Genomic DNA, 24,840 nt, shown 5'->3' with positions numbered 1-24,840 from the left:
TTAGGATATCAAAAAGTTTGGTCTAGCGGGACTTGGCCCTCTATTCCGTTTACTTCTCCTTGAGAGGTGTAATTCCAATAAGTATAGTTTTTACCCGCATCCTTCCAATCTTTAGGTAATTCAGGCTCCGATCTTCCTCTCCAATCAGCAACCCATAATGGGTAGTGAGAAAAATTATGTTCTTCTTGTGTATAGTAATCATTCCACGTTTTTGGTGAAGCATATACAATTGGACTGTATCCTTTTTCATTCAATTGAGTCAATAAAGAATGAAGTTTTTCGGCTCTCTGTGTGTTAGTGTGTTTTGTAGGATCATCACATTTTGTTGTTCTTCCTTCGCAAATACCAGTTGTAGCACTAACAGCTAACTTATTTGTACCTGGCTCAAAATTAGCTTTTTTAAGTTCGTTAACTATGTTATTCAACTGACCTTCAGGTGTTGAGGTCATCCTAAATACGTGATATGCCCCAGCTTGCACATTATTATCTTTCATACTTTGAAAATTTTGTCCAAATTTAGTGTCTTGAAAAGTTTCTCCCTCAGTTGCTTTGGCAAATGCAAACCTTACCTCATCCTTTGCAACTTTCAACCAATCAATCTCTCCATTCCAATGAGATACGTCTATACCTTTTTCACTCATACTAACCTCATAATTACAATAAATGTTGAATATAGAATATAATAGTGAAAATTTAATGAATATCTTGTGAGCATATTGTAAACAATTTTATACTAAAACAGTTACAAAGTTCTAAACTACAATCTATAGACAAAAATACTTGTTATTAGTAAGTTAAATTATAGTGAGTTAAAAATTATGAGCGATATTCAAAAAGCAATACTATCAAGTATAATCTGCAATATGATTATATGGTATGAAATAACTCTGTTTGGAGTTTTGACGCATATAATAAGTGACGTTTTTTTTTCATCAGAAAGCGACTACATAAAAAAAATCAAATTCCTTGGCAGTTTTGCAATTGGCTTTGGATTTAGACCACTTGGTGCGTTTATTTTTGGTTACATTGGAGATAAGTATGGCAGGAGGAAAATTTTACTGACTTCCGTAATATTAGCTTCGATATCGTCTACTGCAATTGCGGTTATACCTAGCTTTAGAGAAATAGGAATATTTTCTCCTATACTGCTTCTGTTTTGTAGGATAGTACAAGGAATGGCAGCAGGTGGAGAAACAAGTGTTAACTCTGCTTTTTTAATAGAGCATTCAAGCGATAAAAAAAATCTAGGATTCTTAGGGAGCATGAAAGCGTTTAGTGGTGCTCTCGGTTCTATCACATGCTTTGTAATGATAGCTATTTGCAAAAAGTTTACAGGTGAAAATTATGAAATTTGGGGCTGGAGGTTGCCCTTCTATTTCTGCTTCATTATGGGCATAATAGGCTTTTTAACAAGATATATAATGGAAGAGAGCTTAGCATATAAAATTCATGATCAAAATAGAAGCTTATCTGATTCTCCATTTTTAGAATTAATCAAAACCTACAAAAAAGCATTTATATTAGCAATTGGGCTTGGTATCGCTCAAAATGCAATCGTTTATTCGGTAATAATGTTTTATAACATATCTGTAAAAGCGCTTACTCTGTCAGGTATTGATATTAAAAATGTAGTAAGGATTATAGTTGAAATTACATTTGGAACGTCCGCAGTGCTATTTGCAATACTGTCTGATAAAGTTGGAAGAAAAAATGTAATGATTCCTACATTAGTAGCTCTAGCTTGCGCCGGTTTGCCGGTACTTTCGCTATTATCAAATGATAACCACTATATTGTCACGCTCTCTTTTCTGTTGATAAGTGTGCCGATAGGTGCATCTTTTGGAATATATAATTCTCTTGCCTGCGAGTTATTTCCAACAAAAGTTAGGTGCACCGGCTTTAGCCTCGCACATAACATATCTGCAGGTATTTTTGGCGGCCTTTCTCCATCGATATGCATGTGGCTTATAGAAAAAACCGAAACAAAACTTGCCGCAGGGATTTACCTTACTGTTTGTGCATTGATTAGCCTAATATCTGTACTTCAAATTAAAGCCAAAGACAAAAAAATTGATTGGTGAAATCGCTTTAGTCAAAAGATAGCGCTTCAATAGATTTTTCGATATGTTTAGGGACAGGAGCAGTAATAGTGACTTCTTTATTATTTGGCAATTTTAAAGACAAAGAATATGAATGTAGGTGAATCTGATTTGCTACTCCATCAATAAAAGCTTTTTTACCGCCATATTTACCGTCACCAAGAATAGGACAATTTATATGAGCTAAATGTGCACGTAATTGATGAGTTCTGCCAGTAATTGGTTGTAATTTTAAATAAGCAACATTATGTTTTAACCTTGCTATAATTAAAAAATGCGTAGTGGCATTTTGAGGTGAATCTTCATCAACGACTACTTTTTCTTGCCCTGAAATATATTTTTTCACCAACGGATAGTCTATTGTTCCATTATCTTTGCTCGGTATACCAAAAGTTAATGCTAGGTAAGTTTTTTTTATCCTCCGTCCTTTAAATTCTTCCATAAGGTATTTGGCAACGCTGGCATTGCGTGCGAATATTATTACTCCGCTTGTATCCCTATCCAGCCTGTGAACAATTTTAAATATTTCTCTCTCTCTTATTTGGTCAAGTAAATCACTAATGCTAATTTTTACCTTTATGCCGCCTTGAACAATGACCCCTGCGGGTTTGTTTATAGCTAGTATATATTCGTCTTCATATAATATGTTCTCTCTTAGTAGATTCACTAACTTTTCATTATATTTGCAGTCAGAATTAGTGTTCTCAATATAGTCTAAGTATCTTATCATTATAGTTTGCCCAGAGCTTACCCTATCGCTGGATTTTGCCGTGCAATTATCAACCTTGATTAATCCTTTCCTTAAAGACTTCTCAATTGCAGATTGTTTCAAATTGGGAAAAATTCTTCTAATGTACCTATCGAGCCTAACATTATTGTCTTCTACTAATATGGTTTTGATACCTTCTGACATCTTACTTATAAAAATTTTATTGTGTAAACTAAAATCTAACATACCTAATGTACTTCTCAGTTTCAGCTACTTGCATCGAGTGCTACGTGCTGGAATTTAGAGGATTATTTAACTATTTATAACGGCTTCATATTTTCCTACAGCTGAGTAAAGTGGTAACAATGATAGTTTCTCGATCATAGAGAGGTGAGTATTAGGCTCTTTAGTACTAGGGCCTTGACACGCTTCAGTGTTAGGCCCTAACTTCATACACTCAATGCCGTTAGCTAAAGATGTTACTCTTCTTACATTAACATTTTTAGTGCGATATGACCACCTGCAAGGACTATGTAATATTTGTTCTTTTACTCCATCCATTTCAGCTGAACACGCTTTAGTGTTAGTCTCTAACTGCACACATTTAATGTGGTCAGTTATAAATGCTACTCCTTTTTCATTAAGTTTAGCGTTATACTGTAATTGTTCAATTTGATTAGCTTGATCTCTTATCATACGTTCAAAGCTGATAGATAGATTATGTGATTCTATTTCTCTCAACATATGTGATTCTATGTGTTGCACTGTCATTAATTTTTTGTTTCTGAGTATACTTGATTCTAAGTTAAGCCGCGTAAGTATATCTAGTGCTCTTTGTTCTGCTTCCACTAGAAGATTACTTATGCCTTGATGTTCAGCTAAATCTCTTACAGTTTCACCACAGTGATCAGGCAATAAAGTACTTGCGCCATAACATAGTAAAGTCATTACTACTATCCAGTGTCTATGTTCGAAAGCATAAGCTAAAGGAGATTGCCCTGAGCTATCCTGTGCATTAACATTTGCTCCATATAAAATTAAGGTCCTTACTACTTCCGCATGGCCACCTTTGGCAGCTTTATGTAAAGCAGTTGATTCTAAATCGTCACGTGCATTAGCATTTATTCCAGATTCTAATAGAGCATGTACCATTAGTGTATCACCATGTCCGGCAGCACAACGTAAAAACTCAGCTACCATCAATTTCATCACATCCTTCCATATTCCAAGTTGTGTTATAGTAGTTACTGCTTCTAGATAATTATATGGACAAATAGAAAGTAATATTTTCTGTGGATCATTTGTCTCAATACTTGCTCCATGGGCTATTAGATAATTCATTACTTTTCTATTGCCTTTTGCGGCAGCACAATTAAAAGGAGTCCATCCCCATGCATCCTTATGGTTAACATTTGCTTCATAGTTTATTAAGAGCTCTACTGCTTCCACATTATCATTCGTAGCAGCAATATGTAAGGGAGATCGCCCAATTAACTTATCCTCTATATCAACACTTGCTCTATATCGTGATGTGGCCTGTAATAGGATCTCTAATATTAATGTATTATTCTTTGCAGCAGCCCAATATAAAGGACTCCATCCAAATACATCTACTATCTCAATATTTTCAACAATATTCTTATCATTTTTTATTATACAATTCACCATTGCTTCATCAACATTTGCAACAGCAATATGTAAAGGAGTAAGTTTAAGCGCTCCATTCTTCTTAACATCTGCTCCATTCTCCATTAAGTACTTTGCTACTTCTTCATGGCCATTATCGGCAGCCTTATATAAAGCAGTCAATCTCGCTAGATCCTCTGCATTAACATCTGCATTATTTTTTACTAAGATTTTTGTTATTTCTATATCGCCATTTACAGCTGGCTGATATAAAGTAGTTCGTTGAGATGAATCCAACTGATTAACATTTGCCCCTTTTTCTATTAGCTTGCGTGCTACTTCTGTGTTCCTATCTTCAACAGCCCAATGTAAAGCAGTCCATTCGGAAAACGGACTTGGTGCATTAATATCGATTCCTTTTACTTTAAGCATAGCATTTATTAAATTGTTCAGCTTAAAATCAATAGCTAAATACAATAACGTGTATGAAAAGCGTTCATGCAAACAATCTACTTTAAACCAATGATTTACATCAAACTTATTTTTCTCCCACTCTCTATACACATTTTTACTTGCTCTCTTTAGTGCCTTTAGTGTCTCTAATATCTTTCCTACATCTAGCATCACTGGTACCTTTTCTGAGATCTTTCGTGCATTTAGCACATCCTCTAGCGCCACTGCTTTTGATTCTTCTGATGTCTCTTGTACACCTAACCTTTTTAGCATTCTTTTTACCATCTGTTGAGCATTTGATACCCTTGACTCCTTTAGTATCTTTTTTGCTTCTTCTTTTGTCTGCGGTACATTTACCACCTTTAGTCTCTTTTTTAATGGCTCTTGTGTCTCTTGTACTCTTGGAATCTTGCTTGGTACTTCTAATCCATGCGATATCTCTTCTAACATTCTTAATATTTCTGCTTGCCCTAGTATCTTTACTTCCTTTAATAGCTCTTTTATTCTTTCAATTACATTGTCTTCACTTAAATTTACCTCTTGATCAATTACACCTAATATTATGTTCCACTGTTCATATGTCATTACCATGGCTTTACCTCATACTATAGAGTATTTTTTGATGCTATATATTATGGTAGAATAGTCAACGCATTTTCCATAGCGTAACTTGAGAGTCTAAAAGGACTGTTATTAACTTACAGAAAACCAAGCTTGCCTGAAATCACTTAATTGATTATAATCATAGCTTTTAAGGCAGTAAAATGACAGCTTTTTTTCCTTTGGTTATTTTTTTAATCTTATACCTTGGAAGTGGTGTCTATTTTTTCTTTATTGGAATTGATAATCCGCTTCGCCAAGTTTCACCGGTAATTTGCCTACTACCGGCGCTATTTTTTGCTGTTGCATGCAGTGCAGGTAAAATTCAACGTCACATCGATACTGTCATCGAGGGTATGGGCGATAAAAACACCCTTACTATGTGTTTAACTTTTCTATTTTCTGGAGCATTTTCTGTGGTGACTCAATCAATTGGTAGTGCAGATACTGTTGCTGATTTAATTCTCAAATTCCTTCCAGCAAGATTACTACTGCCTGGAGTATTTTTGGCTTCCGCTTTTATATCAACTGCAATTGGTACGTCTATGGGAGTTGTTGTATTAATGGTACCAATAGCTGTTAACTTAGCAAAAAATGGGGCTTTTGGTCTTGAAATAGGAACTGCAACTGTAGTTGGAGGTGCCGTATTTGGTGATAATCTTTCAATGATATCTGACACTACTATTGCATCTGTTTCTTCACAGGGGGCCACGATAAAGGATAAACTTAAAGTGAATTCTAAAGTAGCATTTGTTGCCAGCATTATAACGCTTGTCTATCTGGCAATTATGGCAGATAGTACAAAAATTATTCCTACATCAAATTTAGATTATTTATCAGTAATAAAGATTATTCCTTATATTTCTTTAATAATCATGGGGTTATTTGAAGTTACTACTTTAGTAACAATAACTATAAATATAATTGTTGCTAGTGTATTAGGGATGACTTTTTTTGACTATACTATCATTCAACTCTCTCATGACATATATGACGGTTTCAAAAAAGTAAACGAGATAGTGATATTTGCTCTATTTATTGGCGGATTGAGTCATATAATGTACAAGCAGGGTCAAAAGGCATTACACAAACTTATCGATGAAAGCAATATCACAAAAACTAAAGCTGAATTTGTAATAGCGGGCATAGCATCTATGTTTACTGTTTTAGTTGCTAATAATACCATTGCTATTTTATTAAGTGGCGATATTGCAAAAAGGCTCGCGCAAAAGCATAATATTCCGTCATACCGTAGTGCATACTTGTTAGACATTTTTGCTTGCGTTACAAAAGGCATTTTGCCTTATGGTTCCCAGCTGCTGCTAGCAGGTAGCATTGCTTCTGTCTCACCTATTTCTTTGTTAACACAAGTTTATTACTGCTTTATTTTAGCAGCAGTTACAGTAGGTGAAATAATCATCAATGGCAGACGTTGCGCGGCTACAACTTAATGTACGAAGATTTCTCTTCATATTACATTTTTGTGCCCATAAGAAACGAGTTGCCATTTTCATCAGCTACTTGGATAATAGATATATTCACAAAATTGTTCCATTTTTCTCAATAGATTTTGGTTTTCTTTTCCCCTTATTAGCAGAGCATAAAACTTAGCTTTTTAATAAATCTCATTTTAACTCCAATACACTAACTATGAAACAATCTATATTGCCATCAAAAACGGAATTTATATTGCCAACTTCATGTCCAGTCCTTAAATCCTTTACCATTTGATATGGATGCATAACATACGATCTGATCTGACTGCCCCAACCTATATCGCATTTCTTGCCATATTCTTCGGCCATTTTCTGTTCTTTTTTTTCCAATTCAATTTGATATAAACGTCCTTTAAGTAGTTTAAGTGCTTCATCTTTATTTTTATGTTGAGAACGACCATTTTGGCATTGAGCTACAACGCCTGTTGGAATATGCGTAATACGTACCGCGCTTTCAGTCTTATTGACATGCTGACCACCTGCTCCAGAAGCACGGTAAGTGTCGATCTTTAAATCCTTTTCATCCACAACAATATCTATTGAATCTTCAATCACTGGAGTTACTCCTACACTTGCAAAACTGGTATGACGTTTACCATTTGCATCAAATGGTGATATTCTAACCAATCTATGAACTCCACTTTCGCTTTTTGCCCACCCGTAAGCTTTTTCTCCGATGATCTTTATTGTTGTAGATTTTATACCAACTGCATCACCATCTAATTTTTCTACAACTTCAACTTTAAAATTGTGATAAATTTCTGCCCATCTTGTATACATGCGCATGAGCATCTCAGTCCAATCATTGCTCTCTGTTCCACCGGCTCCTGAGTGGATTTCTAAAAAGCAGTTATTGTTATCTGCTTCACCAGTAAATAAGGATTCTGTCTCTTTAAGTTTGATTAATTTCTCTAGCTTTACTAACTCACCTTTAACTTCAGAAAAAAATTCTTCATCATTCTCATCAATAGCAGATTTCATCAAGCTGATAGAATCGTTGTAATCGCTTTCTAGCTTTGAAAACGATTCTATTTCATGCTTAATTTTAGAGCGTTCTTTTAAAATCTCTTGTGCTTTTTGATTATCTTGCCACAGATTATCATTCGACGCTTGAGAATCCAGCTCTTCAAGACGCAACTTCAATTTTTCTATGTCAAAGACACCTCCTGATAAGAGAAATACTTTTATTTAAGCCTTGAAAGTATTCAAGGATTTCTGGATGGGTTTTCATTATACTTTAGACTTTAATATATTTATTATCACTAACAATAACAGCAAACAAAATAGAAATTTAACCATATAATAGTTAATTCAAAATAATTTTATTATACTTGAATGTTCAATAAAATCAAGTGTGTATATTTATTAAAAAAATAAGGTAAAGTAATGAATATTAAAACAAGTTCTCATTATGGTTTAGACAAAAAGGCTATTGATGATTTAATAGAGTCTCTCGATAATCAAGAATTAGAGAATGTTCGTAATATTGTAAAAACGATAGATAGCGTTCAGTTAGCTTATTTTTTATCTACTTCGATCAATGATCACAGGGAGAAATTAGTTAATATCCTCGATCAACATTTGTTAAGTGATGCCTTAGTACATGTAGTACCAGATTTACAAGTAGAGATCATAGAAATATTGGGAATAGAAAATACAGCAAAGTTACTAATGCTTCTTGATATAGAAGACATAGTAGCTATAGTGAAAGATTTAGATAGAAAGTCTATAGAAAATATACTTAACTACTTACCCAATGCAACTCAAAAATTAGTAGAGGAATTGTTATCATACCCAGAAGAAAGTGCAGGAAGGTTGATACATAAAAATATGGTTATAGCTCCATATTATTGGACGATAAATCAGCTAATGGAATTCTTGCGCAACTATAAAAAAATACCAGAAACATTTTATCAAATTTTCATCATTAACTCAAAATTAGAACCCATAGGCATTTTCAACTTAAATAAGGTAATATCTCACTCAGGAGAAACAATAATAAAAGAGATAATGAGTCAAGATATAAAAATAATTAAAACTGGAATGGACCAAGAAGAAGTAGCAAGAATATTTAAAGATTACTCTCTATTATCAGCTCCAGTAGTAAATAAGAATGGTAAAATTATAGGTGTAATCCTTATTGAAGATGTAATCAAAATTGTTCAACAAGAAGCAGAAGAGGATGTGCTTAAAATAAGCGGTGTATCTTCTAAATCTGATATAAATGCCCCTATACATAAAACTATAATTAAAAGACTACCTTGGTTACTGTTTAACCTCTTAGCTGCAACAATATGTTCTATAGTAGTTGGCTTTTTCGATAACGTAATACAAAGTTTTATAGTACTGCCAATAATTATGCCAATCATTGCATCGATGAGCGGAAATGCAGGATCCCAAACAGTAACACTAACTATCCGGGCAATCGCAACAAAATATCTAACTGAGCAAAATGCAAAAAGAATACTGATGAAAGAATTTTTAATAGGTCTTATAAATGGAGTGATTTTATCTACAATTTCGCTCGTAGTATTAGCAATAAGGTTCCATAGTTTAAAAGTAGAGATCATTTTCGTAGTTTCCATGATTGCAATGTCGATCATTGCAACATTTATCGGCACTTTTATTCCTATAATGCTTCATCGTTTAAGATCCGATCCTGCTGTTTCGTCTTCAATCTTAACATCAGCAACAACTGATATTCTCTCAGCTCTTATATTTTTTGGTCTAGCCACGATCTTTTTATTAAATAGCTGAATCTTGCTATATAAAAATTGCTTTACAAGCTTTAACTGCCACGTTATCATTACTCACAGGTGCATTGAAGAAGAAAAATAACAGTCGATAAAGAAGTAAAAGTACATGAAACTGAGCTGCTTTAGTTTTAAAATAAAAACTAAAATAAGATGCTAAAGTATGCAAAAAAATTCTTGCTTTGCTAGATCTTTTTAGCTACAATGCAGTCTAACGTAATGAAAACATGAGGTGTGAGTTAGATGCATTGTATTATGTATATCACTCAGAAAGCAACTCTCGATTTTTTAAGAGTATATCTAATTTAGTCAGAAGTCAAAAGAAAAGCACACTGTTACTCAGCAATTAAAGTTACCTGGGGTTACCGTGAGGTTTCTACAGTAAATTTGTAGAGCAGTTTAGTACAGCTGTATAAGAATCAAATGAATTAGATATTAAAACCAATCTTCAGAAAAGAGATTTACGGTAAAATAATCAAGTATGAATATTAAAATATAGGGGGTTTTATGTTAGGTAAAGGAAATAAAGGAGAACAAGTAGCAGATGATCGAATTGATTATGTAGATGATGAGTCAACAATAGGAGCAAAAGGAGGTCTTGATCATGAAGATAGATTATCTAGTGGAGAACTTCAGTGTGGACCAAGTCAAGAGAGTCTTGGAGTAACAAGATCTTCATCTATAAGCAGCGGTAGTGTATGGTATAGCGCATCGAATGATACAGCCAATGTTATAAGTCTTACAGATAATGAAGTAGTGGAAAAAGCAACTTTTTTTGTTAAGACTTTTGTTAAAGAATTCGAGGAAAAATTATCTAAATATTTTGAGGAGGCAGAACCAGATTCAAATATACAAAAAATAAGTAAAGTTTCAGCCAGCTTTAATTCTATTTTGAATAATACTATTCCAGCAAGTCCACTAAAATTATTTAGTGTTAAAGTTAATGAGAGTATCAATTATTGTGTTATAGGAAAACAGCATAAGAAAAGAGCGAAAAATATTTTTACAATAATTATACCTTGCTACAAAGCTGAAATGAGAGAGATTTTAGTAAAAGCTGGCTTAGAAATTTTTCACAGGTTTGAGGAACCATTCATAAAGGTTGTAGATATCAATCCCTCTTTTTATCATAGGAGAGTTAAGAAGTTAGCAATAGATGCTGTACATAGAACAATGAATTACCTTTTAACTTCTGAGGAACAAGACTTTTCTGTTGATCTTATAACACAAGGTGTTGTTCTAGATAAGTCAAAAAAGAAAGGATATTTTACGCGTCCTGGATATGAAATAAAAGATGAGCAAGGTGGTGAAAGTTTAGTAACCTCAGAATTGTATGAATGGGTAGGAATAAAGAAAAAAGAAGAAGATGAAACTGTTAATTATTATCAATATAATTCTGAGGAACATAATCTAGAGGAATATAGATGTGCTGAAAAATACGGCTATCGGCTTCCCTTTGAATGGGAGTTAAGAAAGTGGGAAGAGGTAAAACAAAAGTATGTATCCATTAAAGCACCCATAGAAGGATATGTGTATATTTTAAATGATGAAAAAAAAGAAGAATTAGCTCGTTTTATATTAAAGGAGATTAATGGACAAGATCCTGTGAAAAGGAAAGATATAGAAGATGTAAAAGAACATCTTAGAAAACAAGATGAAGATAGGCGTCAATTTTCCTATAGTTTTGGCAAGACACCAGAAAATTTCATTGAAAGAAAAGAGGTGGTAAAAAATTTGAACCTAAGGTTACACAGTAGTAGTCAAGAAGTAAAAATGTCACGAGTAGTCTTAATTAGTGGGAAGTCTGGAATAGGGAAAAGCGAACTTGCTAGAGGCTATGGGTTTAGTGAAAGGCGTAAGGGTACTTGGGCAAGGATTATGTGGATAGATGCCTCGTCATATAACAAGCTTTCAAATTCATTTCATGGGTTGGCTGAAAGGTTAGGGATTTCTAGAAAAAGTGAGCAAAGGAGAGAGAGAAACATTAAATCTATTGTCGAGGATGTATATGAGTATCTTCAAGACACAAAAAGTTTGTTTGTTTTCGATGATGCTAGTAGTTATAAGGAGATTGAAAATTTTTTGCCATCAAGCTTTCCTGTTTTTTCTAATAGAGAAAAACCTTACGTTTTAATTACTTCTCCTAACAAGAATTGGAAAGAAGAAATAGAAGATATAGAAGAAATAAAGTTGGGTAATTTAAAAAAAGAAGAAGCCGAGGAATTTACTCGAAAAGCCTTAGGGGAAGATGAATCACAAGGTAAATCTATATCAGAGTTAATAGAAGAGTTTAATTGTTTTCCATTAGATTTGAAAGCAGCAACATCATGCATTAAACAAAAAGGTCTTAGTATTAGAGAATATCTGGAGGAATATAGAGTAGCTCAGCAATCAAAAACTGATTTTTTGGAGACACAAGTTGTTAATAAAAAATCTTTTAAAGCTTTGAAGGTTAACATTGATAAAATAAAAGAAGAAAAAAATGTTGGACAGCAAGCATATGTTATTTTAGTATTCATGGCTTACCTGGACCCTAATCAAATTAATACAAAAGAAATTTTTTTCAAGAGGGAATCAAAAGAAAATCAACAAAGGGTTTTGAATGCACTTGATCTACTTAATCAGTTCTCATTGATTGGATTAGAGAAAGGGATAGCAAAAATTCATCAAGAAGTACAAAAAATTATAAGGTTAGAGCAAAGAAAAGAAAAAAGAGAAGAAGAATTTTTAAGAAAAATAATGACATCATTGATGAATAATAACTGTAAAAATGTAAGCCATATCATATCCATTTGGAATTATGCAAGTGAATATAAAAAGTTAGTTAATGAATTTATTGAATCTGATTATTATGGAATGAATATCTTACATTTTCTGGCCATAGATGATAATGAAGAAGTTATTAAGCTTATATTCGAGAATGTAGATCTAAGTAAATTAAGTAAAATTGTTAATATCGGTGATAAAGATGGATCTACTCCTTTAGAATATGCTGTTATATATGGTCATTTAGCGTTAGTTAAATACTTTATAGGAAAAGGGGCTAATTTTAAGGTAAGTGATGACCCGAGCCTTACCCTTTTAGACTGTGCTGCTCTCCATAATCGACTAGAAATAGTTAGGTATTTTATTGATAACGAACATTTTCAGTTTGATAGTACTGTTTTATACTATGCTATTGAAAATAATTGCTTAGAGGTCGTTAGATACTTTATAGAGGAAGAAGAGATTTGTATAAATTTACAAGATGGAGAAGGTAAAGGTTATTTGCACTATGCTGTTGAACATAATTCCTTGGAGATTTTTGAGTACCTTCTAGCGTACGGGGCTACAGTAGATTTACAGGATGAGGATGGTATGACTCCTTTGCATTTTGCTGCTATGTATGGTTACCTAGGAATTGTTCGCTACCTCGTAGAGCATGGGGCTGATATAAATTTACAGGATGAGGATGGTATGACTCCTTTGCATTTTGCTGCTATGTATGGTTACCTAGGAATTGTTCGCTACCTCGTAGAGCATGGGGCTGATATAAATTTACAGAATGAAGATCATACGACTCCTTTGCACTTTGCTGATATATATGGTCACTCAAGCACTGTTCGCTACCTTGTAATGAATAACGTTAATACGAATCTAGAGGATATTAGTAATAATATTTCTCAGAACTACGATGTTAAGTTTCATTGCTACGACAGCGCTAGGTCCCTTTTTTCTTTAGAACAAGGAGCTAATGTGAAACTTGAACTCAACGATGATTTGTACCATTATACTAACAATTATTACCCAAGTAGTATTTGTTGCTATCAACCTCAATCTACTGTGTACTCAGCTCCATACTTAAAAACACAATCACATAAAAGAAACCTAGAGACATTTGATGAACATACACTACCTAAAAAAAGAAAATTAAAAAATATAAGTGAAGCATTGCAATTTGAAGATAAAAGCACAGTTAACTTAACTCATAGGTCACCTATATCTTCATTTAACAGCGTCTCTGTACAACCTGCAAACAAGGACTTAAGACTATAATTTTACAGTAAGCTATTTAATTTTATGAGGGGAATTTCAAAAAAACAGAGAAATAAAGTAATAAATTGATATAAATTCGCGTAGAACAAGTGGTAGACCATACGATTCCAAAGAAAACACTTCTCACAGCCCTTGATTTTGGCTGCTGAAAGTAGATATATCGTTTAAATTCTTAACAAAAAGATATACTAAATTAGTAATAATTTATTTAGGAATAGTAAAGAAAAGTCAAGCAAACTTTTAGAGATAATTTATGCCACAACTAGAAGAAACGAAATCAACAGAACTTTTGGATGCTGTTAGAACACTAAATATGAAGGAAATTGTGAGATTGATAGAAGCTGGAGCAGATATTAATGCAAAAGATAAGAATGAACGAACTCCTTTGCATACTGCTGCTGAATATTCCTCTACAAAGGCAGTAAAAGTTCTAATAGAAGCTGGAGCAGATATTAATGCAAAAGATAAGAATGAACGAACTCCTTTGCATATAGCTGCTGTAAAGGGTTATACAGAGATAGTAAAAGTTCTAATAGACTTAGGAGCAGATATTAATGCAAAAGATAAGAATAAAAAAACTCCTTTGCATCGGGCTACTGAAATAGGCTTTACAGATATTTGTGAGGTTATACTAAATCACATAGCAAGACTAGAAGTTGCTGGCTTATATGTAAGTGAGGAAAATTTACAAAAGAAAAATGAATTTATAACCACTTCAACCGAGAGGTATAACAATTATTTACAGCATCTTAAAAATTGTGAAGAAGAAGTTAAAAAGATTAAAGAAAGAAATAAGTCACTATATGACTTTTTGAGGGAAAATGACGTTAATAAAATGGCTGGCATATGGGAGCAAAATGAAAACGTACGTAATGAATTTGATAATGAAGAGAATTTAAAAAAGCTATATCCAGAATATGCACATATTTTAATTAATAAGGCTGATGAAGTAAAAAAAGAAATTTTCCTGCACAATAATAAACCATTGGTGGATTTTCTATCAACACATTATAGATATGATTTTCAAAAGGCGAAATTCTTTGGCATGGAGAGATTTTTTGAGGTGCACAAAAATGACTTTAAAGAAGAAAGATACTGTCTTGCTAGTCAACAAAAAAATTACTCAAGCTGTATCATAAAATCAAAAAATACTTCTGATTGTGTAACAGTACACAGATTACAGTTAGTGAATATGTTGAATGGATTGGAAGCATTTTTTGATTTTAAACTACAGTCAACATCCTAGTTCTGTAATTCTTGATATGATTTGGATCAAAAGCACTTTTGGATGTCAGGATACCGAAAATGATATGGAGTAGCTTACGCATTGCAGCTCCCACAATTGCCATATTATGCTTACCCTTCTTCTTTAGTCTTTGGCAAAAACTCACAATGATAGGATTGTGATTCTTGGCTACTATGGCAGGAAAGAAAAGGGCCTTACGTAATGTTTGTGAACCTGATTTACTTAATCTTGGTTTAGAATGTACAGATGAACCTGATGTTATATTTTTCGGTATAACTCCTGTATATGCTGCCAATTGCCTGGCATCTCTAAAAGCTTTTATGTCAGGGATTTCAGCTAAAATAGCTACTGCTGATTCCTCTCCTATGCCTGGAATAGTCAGTAGAAGTTGAAAATTTTCCAACAACTCTTTGTGTTGCTTTAATAGTTCACGTACGGAGTTTTTTATTGTTTCTATTTTTTGAGCTATATTCATTGCAAGGTCTTCCCAAGCATTTGCAACTTCTTTAGGCAGTCTCTCTTTTTTTTCTAGGTGGTTATTTACTAATGCTAATTCATCTTTTAACGCAACTGAGCAACGATAAAGATGTTTTAATTTTTTCATTTCAGAAGAAGGTGGTGTCCAACGAGTTGGTTCCTGTCTTTGGCAATAATCAGCAATAATTTCTGCATCAGTCTGATCATTCTTTTGTCTTACGAGTTTACTCCTTGTATAAGATTTAATACAATAAGGATTTACAACACTAACAAAATGTCCAGCATTGTGCAGAAATTCAGCCAAAGCTTCGCTATAACAACCAGTAGCCTCCATGCATGACTTTACTTCTTCCACATTATGCTTTTGTAGAAAACTCAGCAGACCTTGAAACCCAAGATCATCGTTCTTAAAGCTTCTTTTCCTAGTTTCACGCTTTTCTTTTTTACTTATGAATGAAAGAAAAACATCAAAGCGATCTTTTGATACATCAATTCCAAGAAAGTTGTTGATCATATATAACCCCATACGTTACCATTTAAAACGAAAAGTAAGGCTAACCTTGTGGATACAGAATTAGAGCCATTTAGGTCTTTCTACGATACCGTCCAGCCTATACTTTTGAGGAGGGAACTCTTATCTTTCTTACAGATTTTATATCTAAGAGGGGAAACAGAGTTCTTCCCTCCTCCACCTAATGCTTAAGCTTAAAACATTAGATGCTTTTTACAAGATACAAGAGTAGGAGTCCGAAATAATACACTATTTTACTTTGTAGACTTTAATGTTGAAAAGAGGTACGCTCCTAAACTAAAATTACAGGCGTTTGTAGAGACAATTGGAAACGAGGGTGTAAACAGCAATCTTCATCACCCAAACACTGAACAAACTCAAGGAGCTAGTCAGTCTCTTAATTAAAGAGGGATACATGGAAACCTGCTGCAAAAACAAAAAGAGGTGTTTCTCACTTGTATAAAGTATTTTTAAACGTGATTTTTTAATATCATAATTACTATGAAAACTGGGGCTTTCCTTTTGCAGCAGTTCTTGAGTTCCAGCAACAGACCAATCCATCCCAAAACGAACTCTTCTCTCACTAGCCGGTTTTAGTTGTTGGGAATGGTTGTTTTATTTAAATTTTTAGTAATATATACTATTAAGTCAGTATTAATTCGTTAAGAACTTTCATTAAAGATTATCAAAAAAACTTCTAAATAGGGATTGACAAGTTTTAGAGATGGAGTATTTTATGAAAAGTATATTGAGCTATTAATTTTTTATGTACAATAAATATGATAGTGAAAATATTTTTCTTTATATTATGAGGTAGCTGTTTTATTCAGAAAAAGATTTTTTTCTTACTTTGAAATTGAGTGGTTTTTATCGAGGGTTAAATGATTAATGAATTATTTGCTGCTGTACGTAGTGGAGATGGTGCGACCTGAAAGTCTTCGGTCATATTGTTTAAAAGGAGAGGAATTCATTCAGAAAGAAACTGAAAGGATTCTAAAACTTATTAAACCAGATGTTTTGCCGTCTGAGTCTACGCATCAGTGCGAATCGGGCAACCGGTTGGTGCCAAGCGATGCGGACAATGAACCTCCTCTTGAAAAAGAAGATGCTCAATCGTGAGAGGGGCATAAACTGCAAGCATCATGTGGTTGGAGGGCTAGGCTAGTGGTATGGTGAACGTAAGTGAAGCTTTATAAGTACCGATACGATGAAAGAGCTAAAGATGCTGATAAGCTCTGACCAAAAGGTAATGTGGATAAGTTACATTTTTCATTTCTAGATGTACGCAAATAATAACTCCACCGGTATAGAGAAGCCACCTAACCCACTGTTGTATGACTGGAGAAACAGGGTAAGCCTGTATTTTCGCCTACATGGCAAGCAAACCGCAAGGAATGCTGATGGAAGTGCAGGTAAAGGAGAATGGAGAAAGCGAATGCCATTTTGTAACGAAATGGATAGAATTTGTAACATTAATTCGCGTGAAAACGAGCAGACTTCCATTTGGTCCCTCGTGACAAGAAACTTTGTTAACCACTTAAGGTAGGAAAGCAGATGATTACAAGTAAACCTGTAAGTGCATCTACCGAAAGCTTTGAAGCATGGAAGCAATTGCCATGGAAGAAATGCCAGAAAGTTATTGTGAGGCTACAAAGACGTATTGTTAAGGCTGTCCAAGAAGGAAGATGGGGTAAGGTAAAAGCTTTACAACATCTTCTCACACGCTCTTTTAGCGGAAAAGCTTTGGCTGTTAAGAGAGTAACTGAAAACCAAGGAAAAACCACAGCAGGTGTAGATCGTCAACTATGGTCAACTTGCAATGCTAAATTTCAAGGAATAAAGCTGTTAAAACAAAGAGGATATAAACCTTCTCCGCTCAAACGAATTTATATCAGTAAATCTAATGGCAAAAGAAGGCCTCTCGGTATACCCACGATAAAAGATAGAGCGATGCAAGCATTATATCTGTTTGCTCTGGAACCGATAGCTGAAACGATCAGTGATCGTCACTCCTATGGCTTTAGACCTAAAAGATCCTGCGCGGATGCTATTGCTGCTTGTCACTTATTACTGGCAAGACGCAATCGACCACAATGGATACTAGAAGGTGATATCAAAGGGTGCTTTGACAACATTAACCATGAATGGCTTATGAAGCATATTCCTATGGAAAAGAAAATTCTTCATAGATGGTTAAAAGCTGGTTTCCTAGAATCGAAAACTCTGTATCCCACAACTGCTGGCACTCCGCAAGGAAGTATAATTTCTCCAATACTAGCTAACTTTACCTTAGATGGTCTTGAACAGTTATTAGAAAGTCGCTTTGGTAAATTAGGTAGCAAAAGAAGAGGAAAAATCAGAAGTGGAGTGAATGTAATCAGGTACGCAGACGACTTTATTATTTCAGGTTTCACACATGAAGTACTGGAAAAGGAAGTTAAGCCTTTAGTATCATCTTTTCTTCATGAGCGAGGTTTAATTCTGTCAGAAGAGAAGACAAAGATTACATCTATTACAACAGGGTTTGACTTTCTTGGTTGTAATGTACGTAGATATAATAAGAAGTTAATTATTAAACCTTCGAAAGAAAGTATTAAAAGACTTCTTAATAAAGCACGTACATTGATAAAAGCAAATATAGCGAACACTCAGGCTATAGTAATTAAGTCACTCAACTCTCTACTGAGAGGATGGGGAAATTACTATCACCATGTGTGTGCTAAAAAAGCGTTTAGAAAGATCGACAATGAAATTTGGCATAGTTTATGGAAATGGGCAAAGAAAAGACATCCTCGTAAAGGATTACGTTGGATAAAGAATCGTTACTTCAAAGTAATGGGTCAACGCCAATGGGTTTTTGCTGCACCCATATGCAAGAACAAACCAAAAGAGATACGGTATTTAAGACTGCTTAAGCTGATTGATATACCTATCAGACGACATGTTAAAATCAGAGCGGATGCAAATCCCCTTGACTTAAAATGGAAAAAGTATTTTGATGAGAGAGTGAAACGAACAAGAATGTTAGCAAGCTCCTTTTCAAGAGAAGGTTCTCTACTGTTGGTGTCACCATTAAGAATGATGTTTCCTGAGGAATCATGAAGGACAAGCCGGTTCTAGAAAAGAAGAACTTAGATAAGGGGCTCAAGCGTAGTGTGGGGAAACCTGCATGCTGCGTTTCTAAGGGAGGGGGTAGTAGTAATACTGCTTCCTTACCTGACCTAATCAAGTTGCGGATCTTATCAATAAAGGGGATGATGTTAATGCCAGGGACAATAGAGGCAATACTCCTCTACATTTAGCTGTTCTTGCAGATAAATTACAGGTAGTAGAAAAGCTTATAGAGGGAGGGGCTGATGTTAATGCTAAGAATAATCATGGCGCTACTCCTCTGCACTGGGCTGCTCTTAATCAGAATGTCAATATAGTAGAAAAGCTTATAGAGAAAGGAGCTAATGTTAATGAGAAGAATAAATATGACAATGTCCCTCTGCACTATGCTGCAGGTTATGGTAGCTTAAGTGTAATAGAAAAGCTTATAGAGAAAGGGGCTGATATTAATGCTAAGTCCAGTAATGGCGATACTCCTTTGCACTTGGCTACTAAAAATAGTCATTTAGATGTATTAGAAAAGCTCATAAAGGAAGGAGCTAATGTTAATGAAAGAAACAAATATGGTAATATCCCTTTACACTGGGCTGCAAGTTATGGTAGGTTAAGTATAGTAGAAGAGCTTATAGAGAAAGGAGCTGATATTAATGCTAAGAACAATAATGGCAATACTCCTTTGCATTGGGCTGTTAAAAGCAGTCATTTAGAAGTAGCTAAATTTCTTATAAGTAATCATGCTGACGTTAACGCTAAAAATAAAGATGGTTGGACATCTTTGCACTTTGCAGCTGCTTATGGTAATTTAAATATAGTTAAGCTCATTCTTGATAAAAGTGATTATGTTGATGCTAGAGGAGCTTTAGCCATGGCAAATACGCTTAATGAAGAAAACAGCTTAGAAATACGAAACCTTCTAGAAGAAAGAATAAGAAGAAATGAAGAAATCACCCAACATCTTAATTTACAAGAAGAAAGCAGCTCCCTATCAACACGTGTCCATAATCGCCGCAGTATTACACAAGAAGATGAAAATTCGTTGCAAAATGATAAGATAGGTCCTAATAAAATAGGAGTTACAAGCGGAACAAGTAAGCCATCTTCATGGATCAATATTTTTGCTTACACTACAGTAGATACTGTTAAAGGTGTTTTTCAGTTTATTTCTTCTCCTTTTAAGGCAGCTATAAGTATGGAACCTTCTAAAGCTATTACAGTTCAAGGTATTGATAACAACGGTGTACTTCTTTTATTAGATGTATTTATAAGGAAAATCACAGGTCAGAAGTATATTTCCACAGTAGTTCAGTCCATCGGTTAAATATTGATTGTGTAGAAATGCAGAAAGAGGTTACTGCAAAAATCACGGGTGGTAAGTTTAATGAGATTTCAGGATTTTTAAACTCATATGTAGAGCAAGCATGCCACGATAGAGAAACAGGTAAGTTAAGTCCAAAGAAGTTTAACAAATTTATGGTTGTATTTAATAAGGAACTAGATTTAATAGTAAATCAATCAATAGAGCAGATATTACACAATAGAGATAGTACATTAGAAGTTGAAGAACAGCAAATAAACTTAGAGCCTCAAAGTTATTTAAGTAATACTTCTGTTCAAGGTCATTTAATTCAGGATAGAGGTTTAATAAATCAAGGTAAGGCTTAATTCCTTAGCTTTTTGATTTCATCTAGTAAAAGGTTGGTAATTTGATCTTATAACATCAATGGGCACACTAGCCTTTGTTTTGTATGCATTCAACCAATGTGTGACTATTACGCCACCTAAAAAAATAATCATACACTGTCTTCCATAGAGGAAAATCTTTTGCTCTACTGGCAAATACCTTTCATTATGTATTGTATAACATTAATAATTGTTCTTATTTTGTGCTTTCTTGGCCACACCTTGTGCAACTCTTGGCTCAAGAAATTTCCATTCTTTGTCACTTACATCACCTGGTATATATTTTTTACTGATCCTATCATATTATCTTCCTGATTTCCTTTCAAGATATGTTCTAAAAAGTAGAATCCGTTCAGCAGGGTGACAAAATAAGATAGAAAAGACAGCCATAGAAATAAATGGTGTCATCCCCTGTCATCCCAGTACTTGACACTGGAATGACACCATTTTTGCTTCGATATTTACACATTAGCCATGCATCTGAACGGATACAAAAGTAGAATTTAGAATTCTATCTAAAAGGATACCGAAAAAGAGCAGGAGTCCTATCTGGGAATTATTTTTAAATATGGACATGCATTGATTAGAATCGTCTGGATTGAAATTTTTGTGTTGGTGGTGAAATATGAATCCTATGGCAAGTAAAGCAATATAAAAGATGTTATTTAATGATGATAGTATACCAGCGTACAACCATGCCATTAAGGATATTAAATAAAATCTTTTCAACCAAGATTTTGTTGTATTGCCAAAATATAATGCAGTAGATTTCATTCCTAATTTCTCATCATCTTTTTTATCTTGATGAGCGTATATAGTATCATAACTAAGCGTCCAAAAGACGCATCCTATATAAAATAGCAAGGATTCTATGCTAATCTGGTTTGTTATTGCTGCTGAACCCATGAGTGATCCCATGTTGAAAGTAAACCCTAAAAACAATTGTGGCCACCAAACGTAACGCTTTAGCAAGGGGTAGATAACTATCATGCACATTGAAATTATTCCAAGTATAAGAGTAGTTTTATTGGTTAATAATAAGATTACCAGGGCAATAGACAGTAACAGTGAAAGTAAAGCCAAAGCCTGCTTTATGTTTAATGCACCACTTGCAAGTGGCCTATATTTTGTTCGTTCAACGTGCGCATCTATTTCTCTATCGAAGATATCATTGATTATGCACCCTGCGGGTCTCATTAAAAATGCACCTATAGTAAACAAAACAAGGAGAAAAAGAGCCTGATACGATAGAGAAGTTGAGGCTAAAAGAATGCCGCTTAAGCTAGAAAATAGCACAAGCCACAAACCTGTTAAACTGTGTATTCTCATTAATGAGAAATAATGGTTGAAATACATTAATTAAGTGTGATTATGTAATATTTTGCTTACATTGACAAAATTATCGAATGCTAAATCAGGCTTAAAAACTAACTCAGGTATAAATCGCAAATCAACATAACACAATATAGATTTACGTATTGACCATGCAGATTGGTTCATTTCATTAACAACAGTGCTGATATCATCATTATCATTTTGGATGTTTAATGAAGATAACACAATATATACATCTGCTTTCTTCAAATCTTTGCTTAGCTTTACATCAGATACTACTACTTTTTCATTAAGAACATTACCTTCCATTAAGACTTTTGATATTGCCCTATGTAATACCGATGCTACTTTTAGGTTTCTAATTTCCTTTTTCATATTCAACTACTATAACGTCCTTTCTTCTTGCACTAATTGATAAGCTTCCAAAATGTCTCCAACTTTAATATCGATATTACCCTCTAGCGATATTCCGCATTCAAAATTTACACCCACTTCTTTAACGTCATCTTTAAATCTACGTAGTGCTTTTAACTTTCCTTCATGCACCAATTTGCTGCCACGTACTACCTTAATTAGAGAATCTTTTTTTATAACTCCATCAGTGACATAACATCCGATGATATTACCGGCTTTGGATGAATTAAATATTTGCCTTACAGATGCAGAACCAACACGAACCTCTCGTATAACAGGCTTTAACATTTTAGTTAGATACATCCTCATGTCTTCAATAAGCTCATATATTATATTGTAAGTATGTATTTCTATACCTTTTTGTTTTGCTAATTCTCTGATTTTTGAATCCACTTTTACATTAAAAGCTAAAATTACTGCGCTTGATGCTTCTGCAAGCAGCACATCTGAATCTGTTACTCCTCCTACTGCTTTGTGTAGAATATTTAATTTCACTTGATCTTTACCAAGCTTATCAATTGAGCTTGATATTGCTTCAATAGAACCAGTGACATCGCACTTTAAAACTACAGATAGTTCTTCTGTTTCACTATCATTACGACTGAATATATCTAAATTACTGTCGTCTAAATCTTCTTGCTTTTTCTTGATTAATTCTAACCTGTATTCAACAATTTCACGAGCCTGCCTTTCAGAGTTTACAACAACAAATTTATCTCCAGCATTTGGTACACCATTTAAACCAGTAACTTCAACTGGAGTAGAAGGTAGTGACGCTTTTTCTCTTTGACCAAGGTGATTAACCATACTGCGTACTTTGCTGTATGTTGTACCAACTATCAATATGTCACCAATCTTTAATGTTCCTTCTTCAACTATTAATGTAGCTGATATTCCTTTAGCTTTATCTATTTTGGACTCTATTACCCATCCAAGTGCTCGACAATCCTCTATTCCTTCTAGCGTCATTAATTCAGCAATTAATAAAATTGCCTCTTCTAGTTTATCTAAGTTGATTTTCTTTTTTGCTGATACTGGCACAATTATAACATCACCACCAAGTTCTTCGGGGATGAGGTCATACTGAGGCAAACTATTAATTATTCTTTCTACATCGCCAGGTTGTGATTTATCAATTTTATTAATGGCAACTATAATAGAGACATTTGCTGCTTTTGCATGGTTTATTGCTTCAACTGTTTGTTTCATGATTCCATCATCAGCTGCAACTACTATCACAACTATATTAGTAATATTGGCACCACGTGCACGCATTGCAGTAAACGCCTCATGCCCTGGTGTATCAATGAAAGTAATTTTTTGCTTATTTTTTGTCGTTAATTGATAAGCACCTATATGTTGAGTGATGCCACCTGACTCTTTTTCTGCAACATTGGATTCACGAAATGCATCAAGCAATGATGTTTTACCATGATCCACATGTCCCATAAAAGTAACGATAGGTGGTTTTGGTCTTTTAGGTAAGTTTTCTCTGTTGCTTATGAAGAGTAAATTCTTTTCTTTATCAGCATCACTTACTCGTTTAGCCGTATGATTAAATTTTTTTGCTATTTCGCATGCTATATCTGGATCTACTAGATCATCTACTCTATAGCTCTCCCCAACTTCTTCTTTGAGCATTTTTAGCACACTCTTGCTATCTTCTGCCATACGAATAGATAACTCCCTGATAGTTATTTTGTCTGGTATAATAACTTCTCTTGCTATATTTTTACCCTTAGTAAACTTTGATTGTTTACTTCTTATACCAAATTTTTGCTTAAATACAGGGAGGTGTTCATTTCTTTCATCTATTGCCTGTGTAATTACTAGCTTAGAATGCTTAGAGTATATATCTTTGCTAGCTTTAAAAGACTTTTTATCATTGTTCTCATATTCAATACTATCTTCTTTTTGTTCAACTGAGTTAGTATTACTTAAAACTTCCTTATTTATTTCTTTAGGTACAGAGTGTGATTCATTTTTATCTTCAGCTTCTTGATTGCTTTCTTCTTTTTTTATTTTCTCTTCTTGTTCTCTCTGATTCCTTTCTTTCAGCAAAGTAGCATTCTGTACAGCATTAATGCGGGAAATTTGTTCTTTTTCAGTTAAAGAGCCTAATTTACTCTCGTCAAATAAACTATATTCTTCTGCAGAATGAATTTTTCTTCTTTTTTTTACTATTGTAGTACCAGTACTTTGACTATCTAAAGAGTTTAAATTAATGTCTAATTTAAGCTTGCTTAAGCCTTGTAGGGTTAATTTTTTATTACTGATATCTTCATTATTCATATT

Annotated in this window: 17 protein-coding genes; 9 read left to right on the top strand and 8 right to left on the bottom strand. The window is 33.9% G+C overall.

Annotated features, from left to right (window positions below; all coding sequences use genetic code 11):
* Positions 1 to 8 precede the first annotated feature (8 nt).
* Positions 9 to 641 (bottom strand): glycoside hydrolase family 25 protein, encoded by a 633-nt coding sequence (locus tag AAHF52_RS00865; protein WP_007302899.1) that lies wholly within the window; start codon positions 639 to 641, stop codon positions 9 to 11.
* A 177-nt stretch (positions 642 to 818) separates the two neighbouring features.
* Between AAHF52_RS00865 and AAHF52_RS00860 the strand changes: the two genes are divergently transcribed.
* Complete coding sequence (locus AAHF52_RS00860; RefSeq protein ID WP_007302900.1) at positions 819 to 2,081, top strand: MFS transporter; 1,263 nt, start codon at positions 819 to 821, stop codon at positions 2,079 to 2,081.
* Positions 2,082 to 2,088: 7 nt separating this feature from the next.
* Here the strand turns inward: AAHF52_RS00860 and AAHF52_RS00855 are convergent, their stop codons facing one another.
* Positions 2,089 to 3,012, bottom strand: a complete 924-nt coding sequence (locus tag AAHF52_RS00855) for an RluA family pseudouridine synthase (RefSeq protein WP_007302901.1) — start codon at positions 3,010 to 3,012, stop codon at positions 2,089 to 2,091.
* Positions 3,013 to 3,120: 108 nt separating this feature from the next.
* Positions 3,121 to 5,478 carry an ankyrin repeat domain-containing protein gene (locus tag AAHF52_RS00850; protein ID WP_149168896.1) on the bottom strand — a complete coding sequence of 786 codons (2,358 nt, stop codon included), beginning with the start codon at positions 5,476 to 5,478 and terminating at the stop codon, positions 3,121 to 3,123.
* Between the two features lie 173 nt (positions 5,479 to 5,651).
* Here AAHF52_RS00850 and AAHF52_RS00845 point away from each other — a divergent pair, with 173 nt between their 5' ends.
* Positions 5,652 to 6,938: a Na+/H+ antiporter NhaC family protein gene (locus tag AAHF52_RS00845; RefSeq protein ID WP_264687676.1), complete on the top strand. Its 1,287-nt coding sequence runs from the start codon at positions 5,652 to 5,654 to the stop codon at positions 6,936 to 6,938.
* A gap of 174 nt (positions 6,939 to 7,112) precedes the next feature.
* Here AAHF52_RS00845 and prfB read toward each other — a convergent pair.
* Positions 7,113 to 8,214 (bottom strand): peptide chain release factor 2 gene (gene prfB, locus AAHF52_RS00840; RefSeq protein ID WP_230440360.1). Its coding sequence is split into 2 segments (ribosomal slippage): positions 7,113 to 8,147 and positions 8,149 to 8,214, totalling 1,101 coding nucleotides; the frame shifts between segments, so codons are not numbered across the junction.
* A 155-nt stretch (positions 8,215 to 8,369) separates the two neighbouring features.
* Here prfB and mgtE point away from each other — a divergent pair.
* The 3 genes from mgtE (at position 8,370) to AAHF52_RS00825 (ending at position 15,017) form a co-directional block, all read left to right on the top strand.
* Positions 8,370 to 9,740, top strand: coding sequence for a magnesium transporter (gene mgtE, locus AAHF52_RS00835; protein ID WP_007302783.1), 1,371 nt, complete (start codon positions 8,370 to 8,372; stop codon positions 9,738 to 9,740).
* A gap of 503 nt (positions 9,741 to 10,243) precedes the next feature.
* Positions 10,244 to 13,771 (top strand): ankyrin repeat domain-containing protein, encoded by a 3,528-nt coding sequence (locus AAHF52_RS00830; protein ID WP_264685019.1) that lies wholly within the window; start codon positions 10,244 to 10,246, stop codon positions 13,769 to 13,771.
* A gap of 253 nt (positions 13,772 to 14,024) precedes the next feature.
* Positions 14,025 to 15,017 (top strand): ankyrin repeat domain-containing protein, encoded by a 993-nt coding sequence (locus tag AAHF52_RS00825; protein ID WP_264686114.1) that lies wholly within the window; start codon positions 14,025 to 14,027, stop codon positions 15,015 to 15,017.
* On the opposite strand, the gene AAHF52_RS00820 is transcribed toward AAHF52_RS00825, so the two are convergent.
* Positions 14,995 to 16,008 carry an IS110 family transposase gene (locus tag AAHF52_RS00820; protein WP_264376686.1) on the bottom strand — a complete coding sequence of 338 codons (1,014 nt, stop codon included), beginning with the start codon at positions 16,006 to 16,008 and terminating at the stop codon, positions 14,995 to 14,997. The two genes, AAHF52_RS00825 and AAHF52_RS00820, sit on opposite strands and share 23 nt — an antisense overlap.
* 1,551 nt (positions 16,009 to 17,559) lie before the next feature.
* On the opposite strand from AAHF52_RS00820, the gene ltrA reads away from it, so the two are divergent.
* The 4 genes from ltrA to AAHF52_RS00800 are packed head-to-tail and all read left to right on the top strand — an operon-like array spanning position 17,560 to position 20,778.
* Complete coding sequence (gene ltrA / locus AAHF52_RS00815; RefSeq protein WP_019236826.1) at positions 17,560 to 19,107, top strand: group II intron reverse transcriptase/maturase; 1,548 nt, start codon at positions 17,560 to 17,562, stop codon at positions 19,105 to 19,107.
* Positions 19,104 to 19,307 carry a hypothetical protein gene (locus AAHF52_RS00810; RefSeq protein ID WP_264686115.1) on the top strand — a complete coding sequence of 68 codons (204 nt, stop codon included), beginning with the start codon at positions 19,104 to 19,106 and terminating at the stop codon, positions 19,305 to 19,307. Before ltrA ends, AAHF52_RS00810 begins: the two co-directional genes overlap by 4 nt.
* On the top strand, positions 19,247 to 20,434 hold the full coding sequence (locus tag AAHF52_RS00805) for an ankyrin repeat domain-containing protein (protein WP_342068502.1): 1,188 nt from the start codon (positions 19,247 to 19,249) through the stop codon (positions 20,432 to 20,434). The genes AAHF52_RS00810 and AAHF52_RS00805 overlap by 61 nt, the downstream gene beginning before the upstream one ends.
* Positions 20,435 to 20,451: 17 nt before the next feature.
* On the top strand, positions 20,452 to 20,778 hold the full coding sequence (locus tag AAHF52_RS00800) for a hypothetical protein (RefSeq protein ID WP_342068426.1): 327 nt from the start codon (positions 20,452 to 20,454) through the stop codon (positions 20,776 to 20,778).
* A gap of 486 nt (positions 20,779 to 21,264) precedes the next feature.
* Here the strand turns inward: AAHF52_RS00800 and ubiA are convergent, their stop codons facing one another.
* From ubiA to infB, 3 genes are read right to left on the bottom strand one after another with little or no spacing between them, the layout of a single operon-like run.
* A complete protein-coding gene (ubiA, locus tag AAHF52_RS00795) occupies positions 21,265 to 22,152 on the bottom strand; it encodes a 4-hydroxybenzoate octaprenyltransferase (RefSeq protein WP_007302787.1) in 888 nt (295 codons plus the stop codon).
* Between the two features lie 3 nt (positions 22,153 to 22,155).
* Entirely contained in the window at positions 22,156 to 22,506 is a 351-nt protein-coding gene (locus AAHF52_RS00790; RefSeq protein WP_006015187.1) for a ribosome-binding factor A, read from the bottom strand.
* A 9-nt stretch (positions 22,507 to 22,515) separates the two neighbouring features.
* Positions 22,516 to 24,837, bottom strand: a complete 2,322-nt coding sequence (infB, locus tag AAHF52_RS00785; protein WP_342068425.1) for a translation initiation factor IF-2 — start codon at positions 24,835 to 24,837, stop codon at positions 22,516 to 22,518.
* Positions 24,838 to 24,840 lie beyond the last annotated feature (3 nt).

The sequence above is a fragment of the Wolbachia endosymbiont (group B) of Melanargia galathea genome (assembly GCF_964030625.1).
Classification (GTDB): domain Bacteria; phylum Pseudomonadota; class Alphaproteobacteria; order Rickettsiales; family Anaplasmataceae; genus Wolbachia.
The sequence above is the reverse complement of the archived record's forward strand: the minus strand, read 5'-3'. Positions and strand labels throughout refer to the sequence as shown.

Coding starts and splice junctions, on each gene's coding strand:
- AAHF52_RS00845 (WP_264687676.1), top strand. CDS start 5,652: ATGACAGCTTTTTTTCCTTTGGTTATTTTTTTAATCTTATACCTTGGA.
- AAHF52_RS00790 (WP_006015187.1), bottom strand. CDS start 22,506: ATGAAAAAGGAAATTAGAAACCTAAAAGTAGCATCGGTATTACATAGG.
- AAHF52_RS00825 (WP_264686114.1), top strand. CDS start 14,025: ATGCCACAACTAGAAGAAACGAAATCAACAGAACTTTTGGATGCTGTT.
- ltrA (WP_019236826.1), top strand. CDS start 17,560: ATGATTACAAGTAAACCTGTAAGTGCATCTACCGAAAGCTTTGAAGCA.
- AAHF52_RS00800 (WP_342068426.1), top strand. CDS start 20,452: ATGCAGAAAGAGGTTACTGCAAAAATCACGGGTGGTAAGTTTAATGAG.
- AAHF52_RS00820 (WP_264376686.1), bottom strand. CDS start 16,008: ATGATCAACAACTTTCTTGGAATTGATGTATCAAAAGATCGCTTTGAT.
- AAHF52_RS00865 (WP_007302899.1), bottom strand. CDS start 641: ATGAGTGAAAAAGGTATAGACGTATCTCATTGGAATGGAGAGATTGAT.
- AAHF52_RS00860 (WP_007302900.1), top strand. CDS start 819: ATGAGCGATATTCAAAAAGCAATACTATCAAGTATAATCTGCAATATG.
- AAHF52_RS00830 (WP_264685019.1), top strand. CDS start 10,244: ATGTTAGGTAAAGGAAATAAAGGAGAACAAGTAGCAGATGATCGAATT.
- infB (WP_342068425.1), bottom strand. CDS start 24,837: ATGAATAATGAAGATATCAGTAATAAAAAATTAACCCTACAAGGCTTA.
- ubiA (WP_007302787.1), bottom strand. CDS start 22,152: ATGTATTTCAACCATTATTTCTCATTAATGAGAATACACAGTTTAACA.
- mgtE (WP_007302783.1), top strand. CDS start 8,370: ATGAATATTAAAACAAGTTCTCATTATGGTTTAGACAAAAAGGCTATT.
- AAHF52_RS00850 (WP_149168896.1), bottom strand. CDS start 5,478: ATGGTAATGACATATGAACAGTGGAACATAATATTAGGTGTAATTGAT.
- AAHF52_RS00855 (WP_007302901.1), bottom strand. CDS start 3,012: ATGTCAGAAGGTATCAAAACCATATTAGTAGAAGACAATAATGTTAGG.
- AAHF52_RS00810 (WP_264686115.1), top strand. CDS start 19,104: ATGAAGGACAAGCCGGTTCTAGAAAAGAAGAACTTAGATAAGGGGCTC.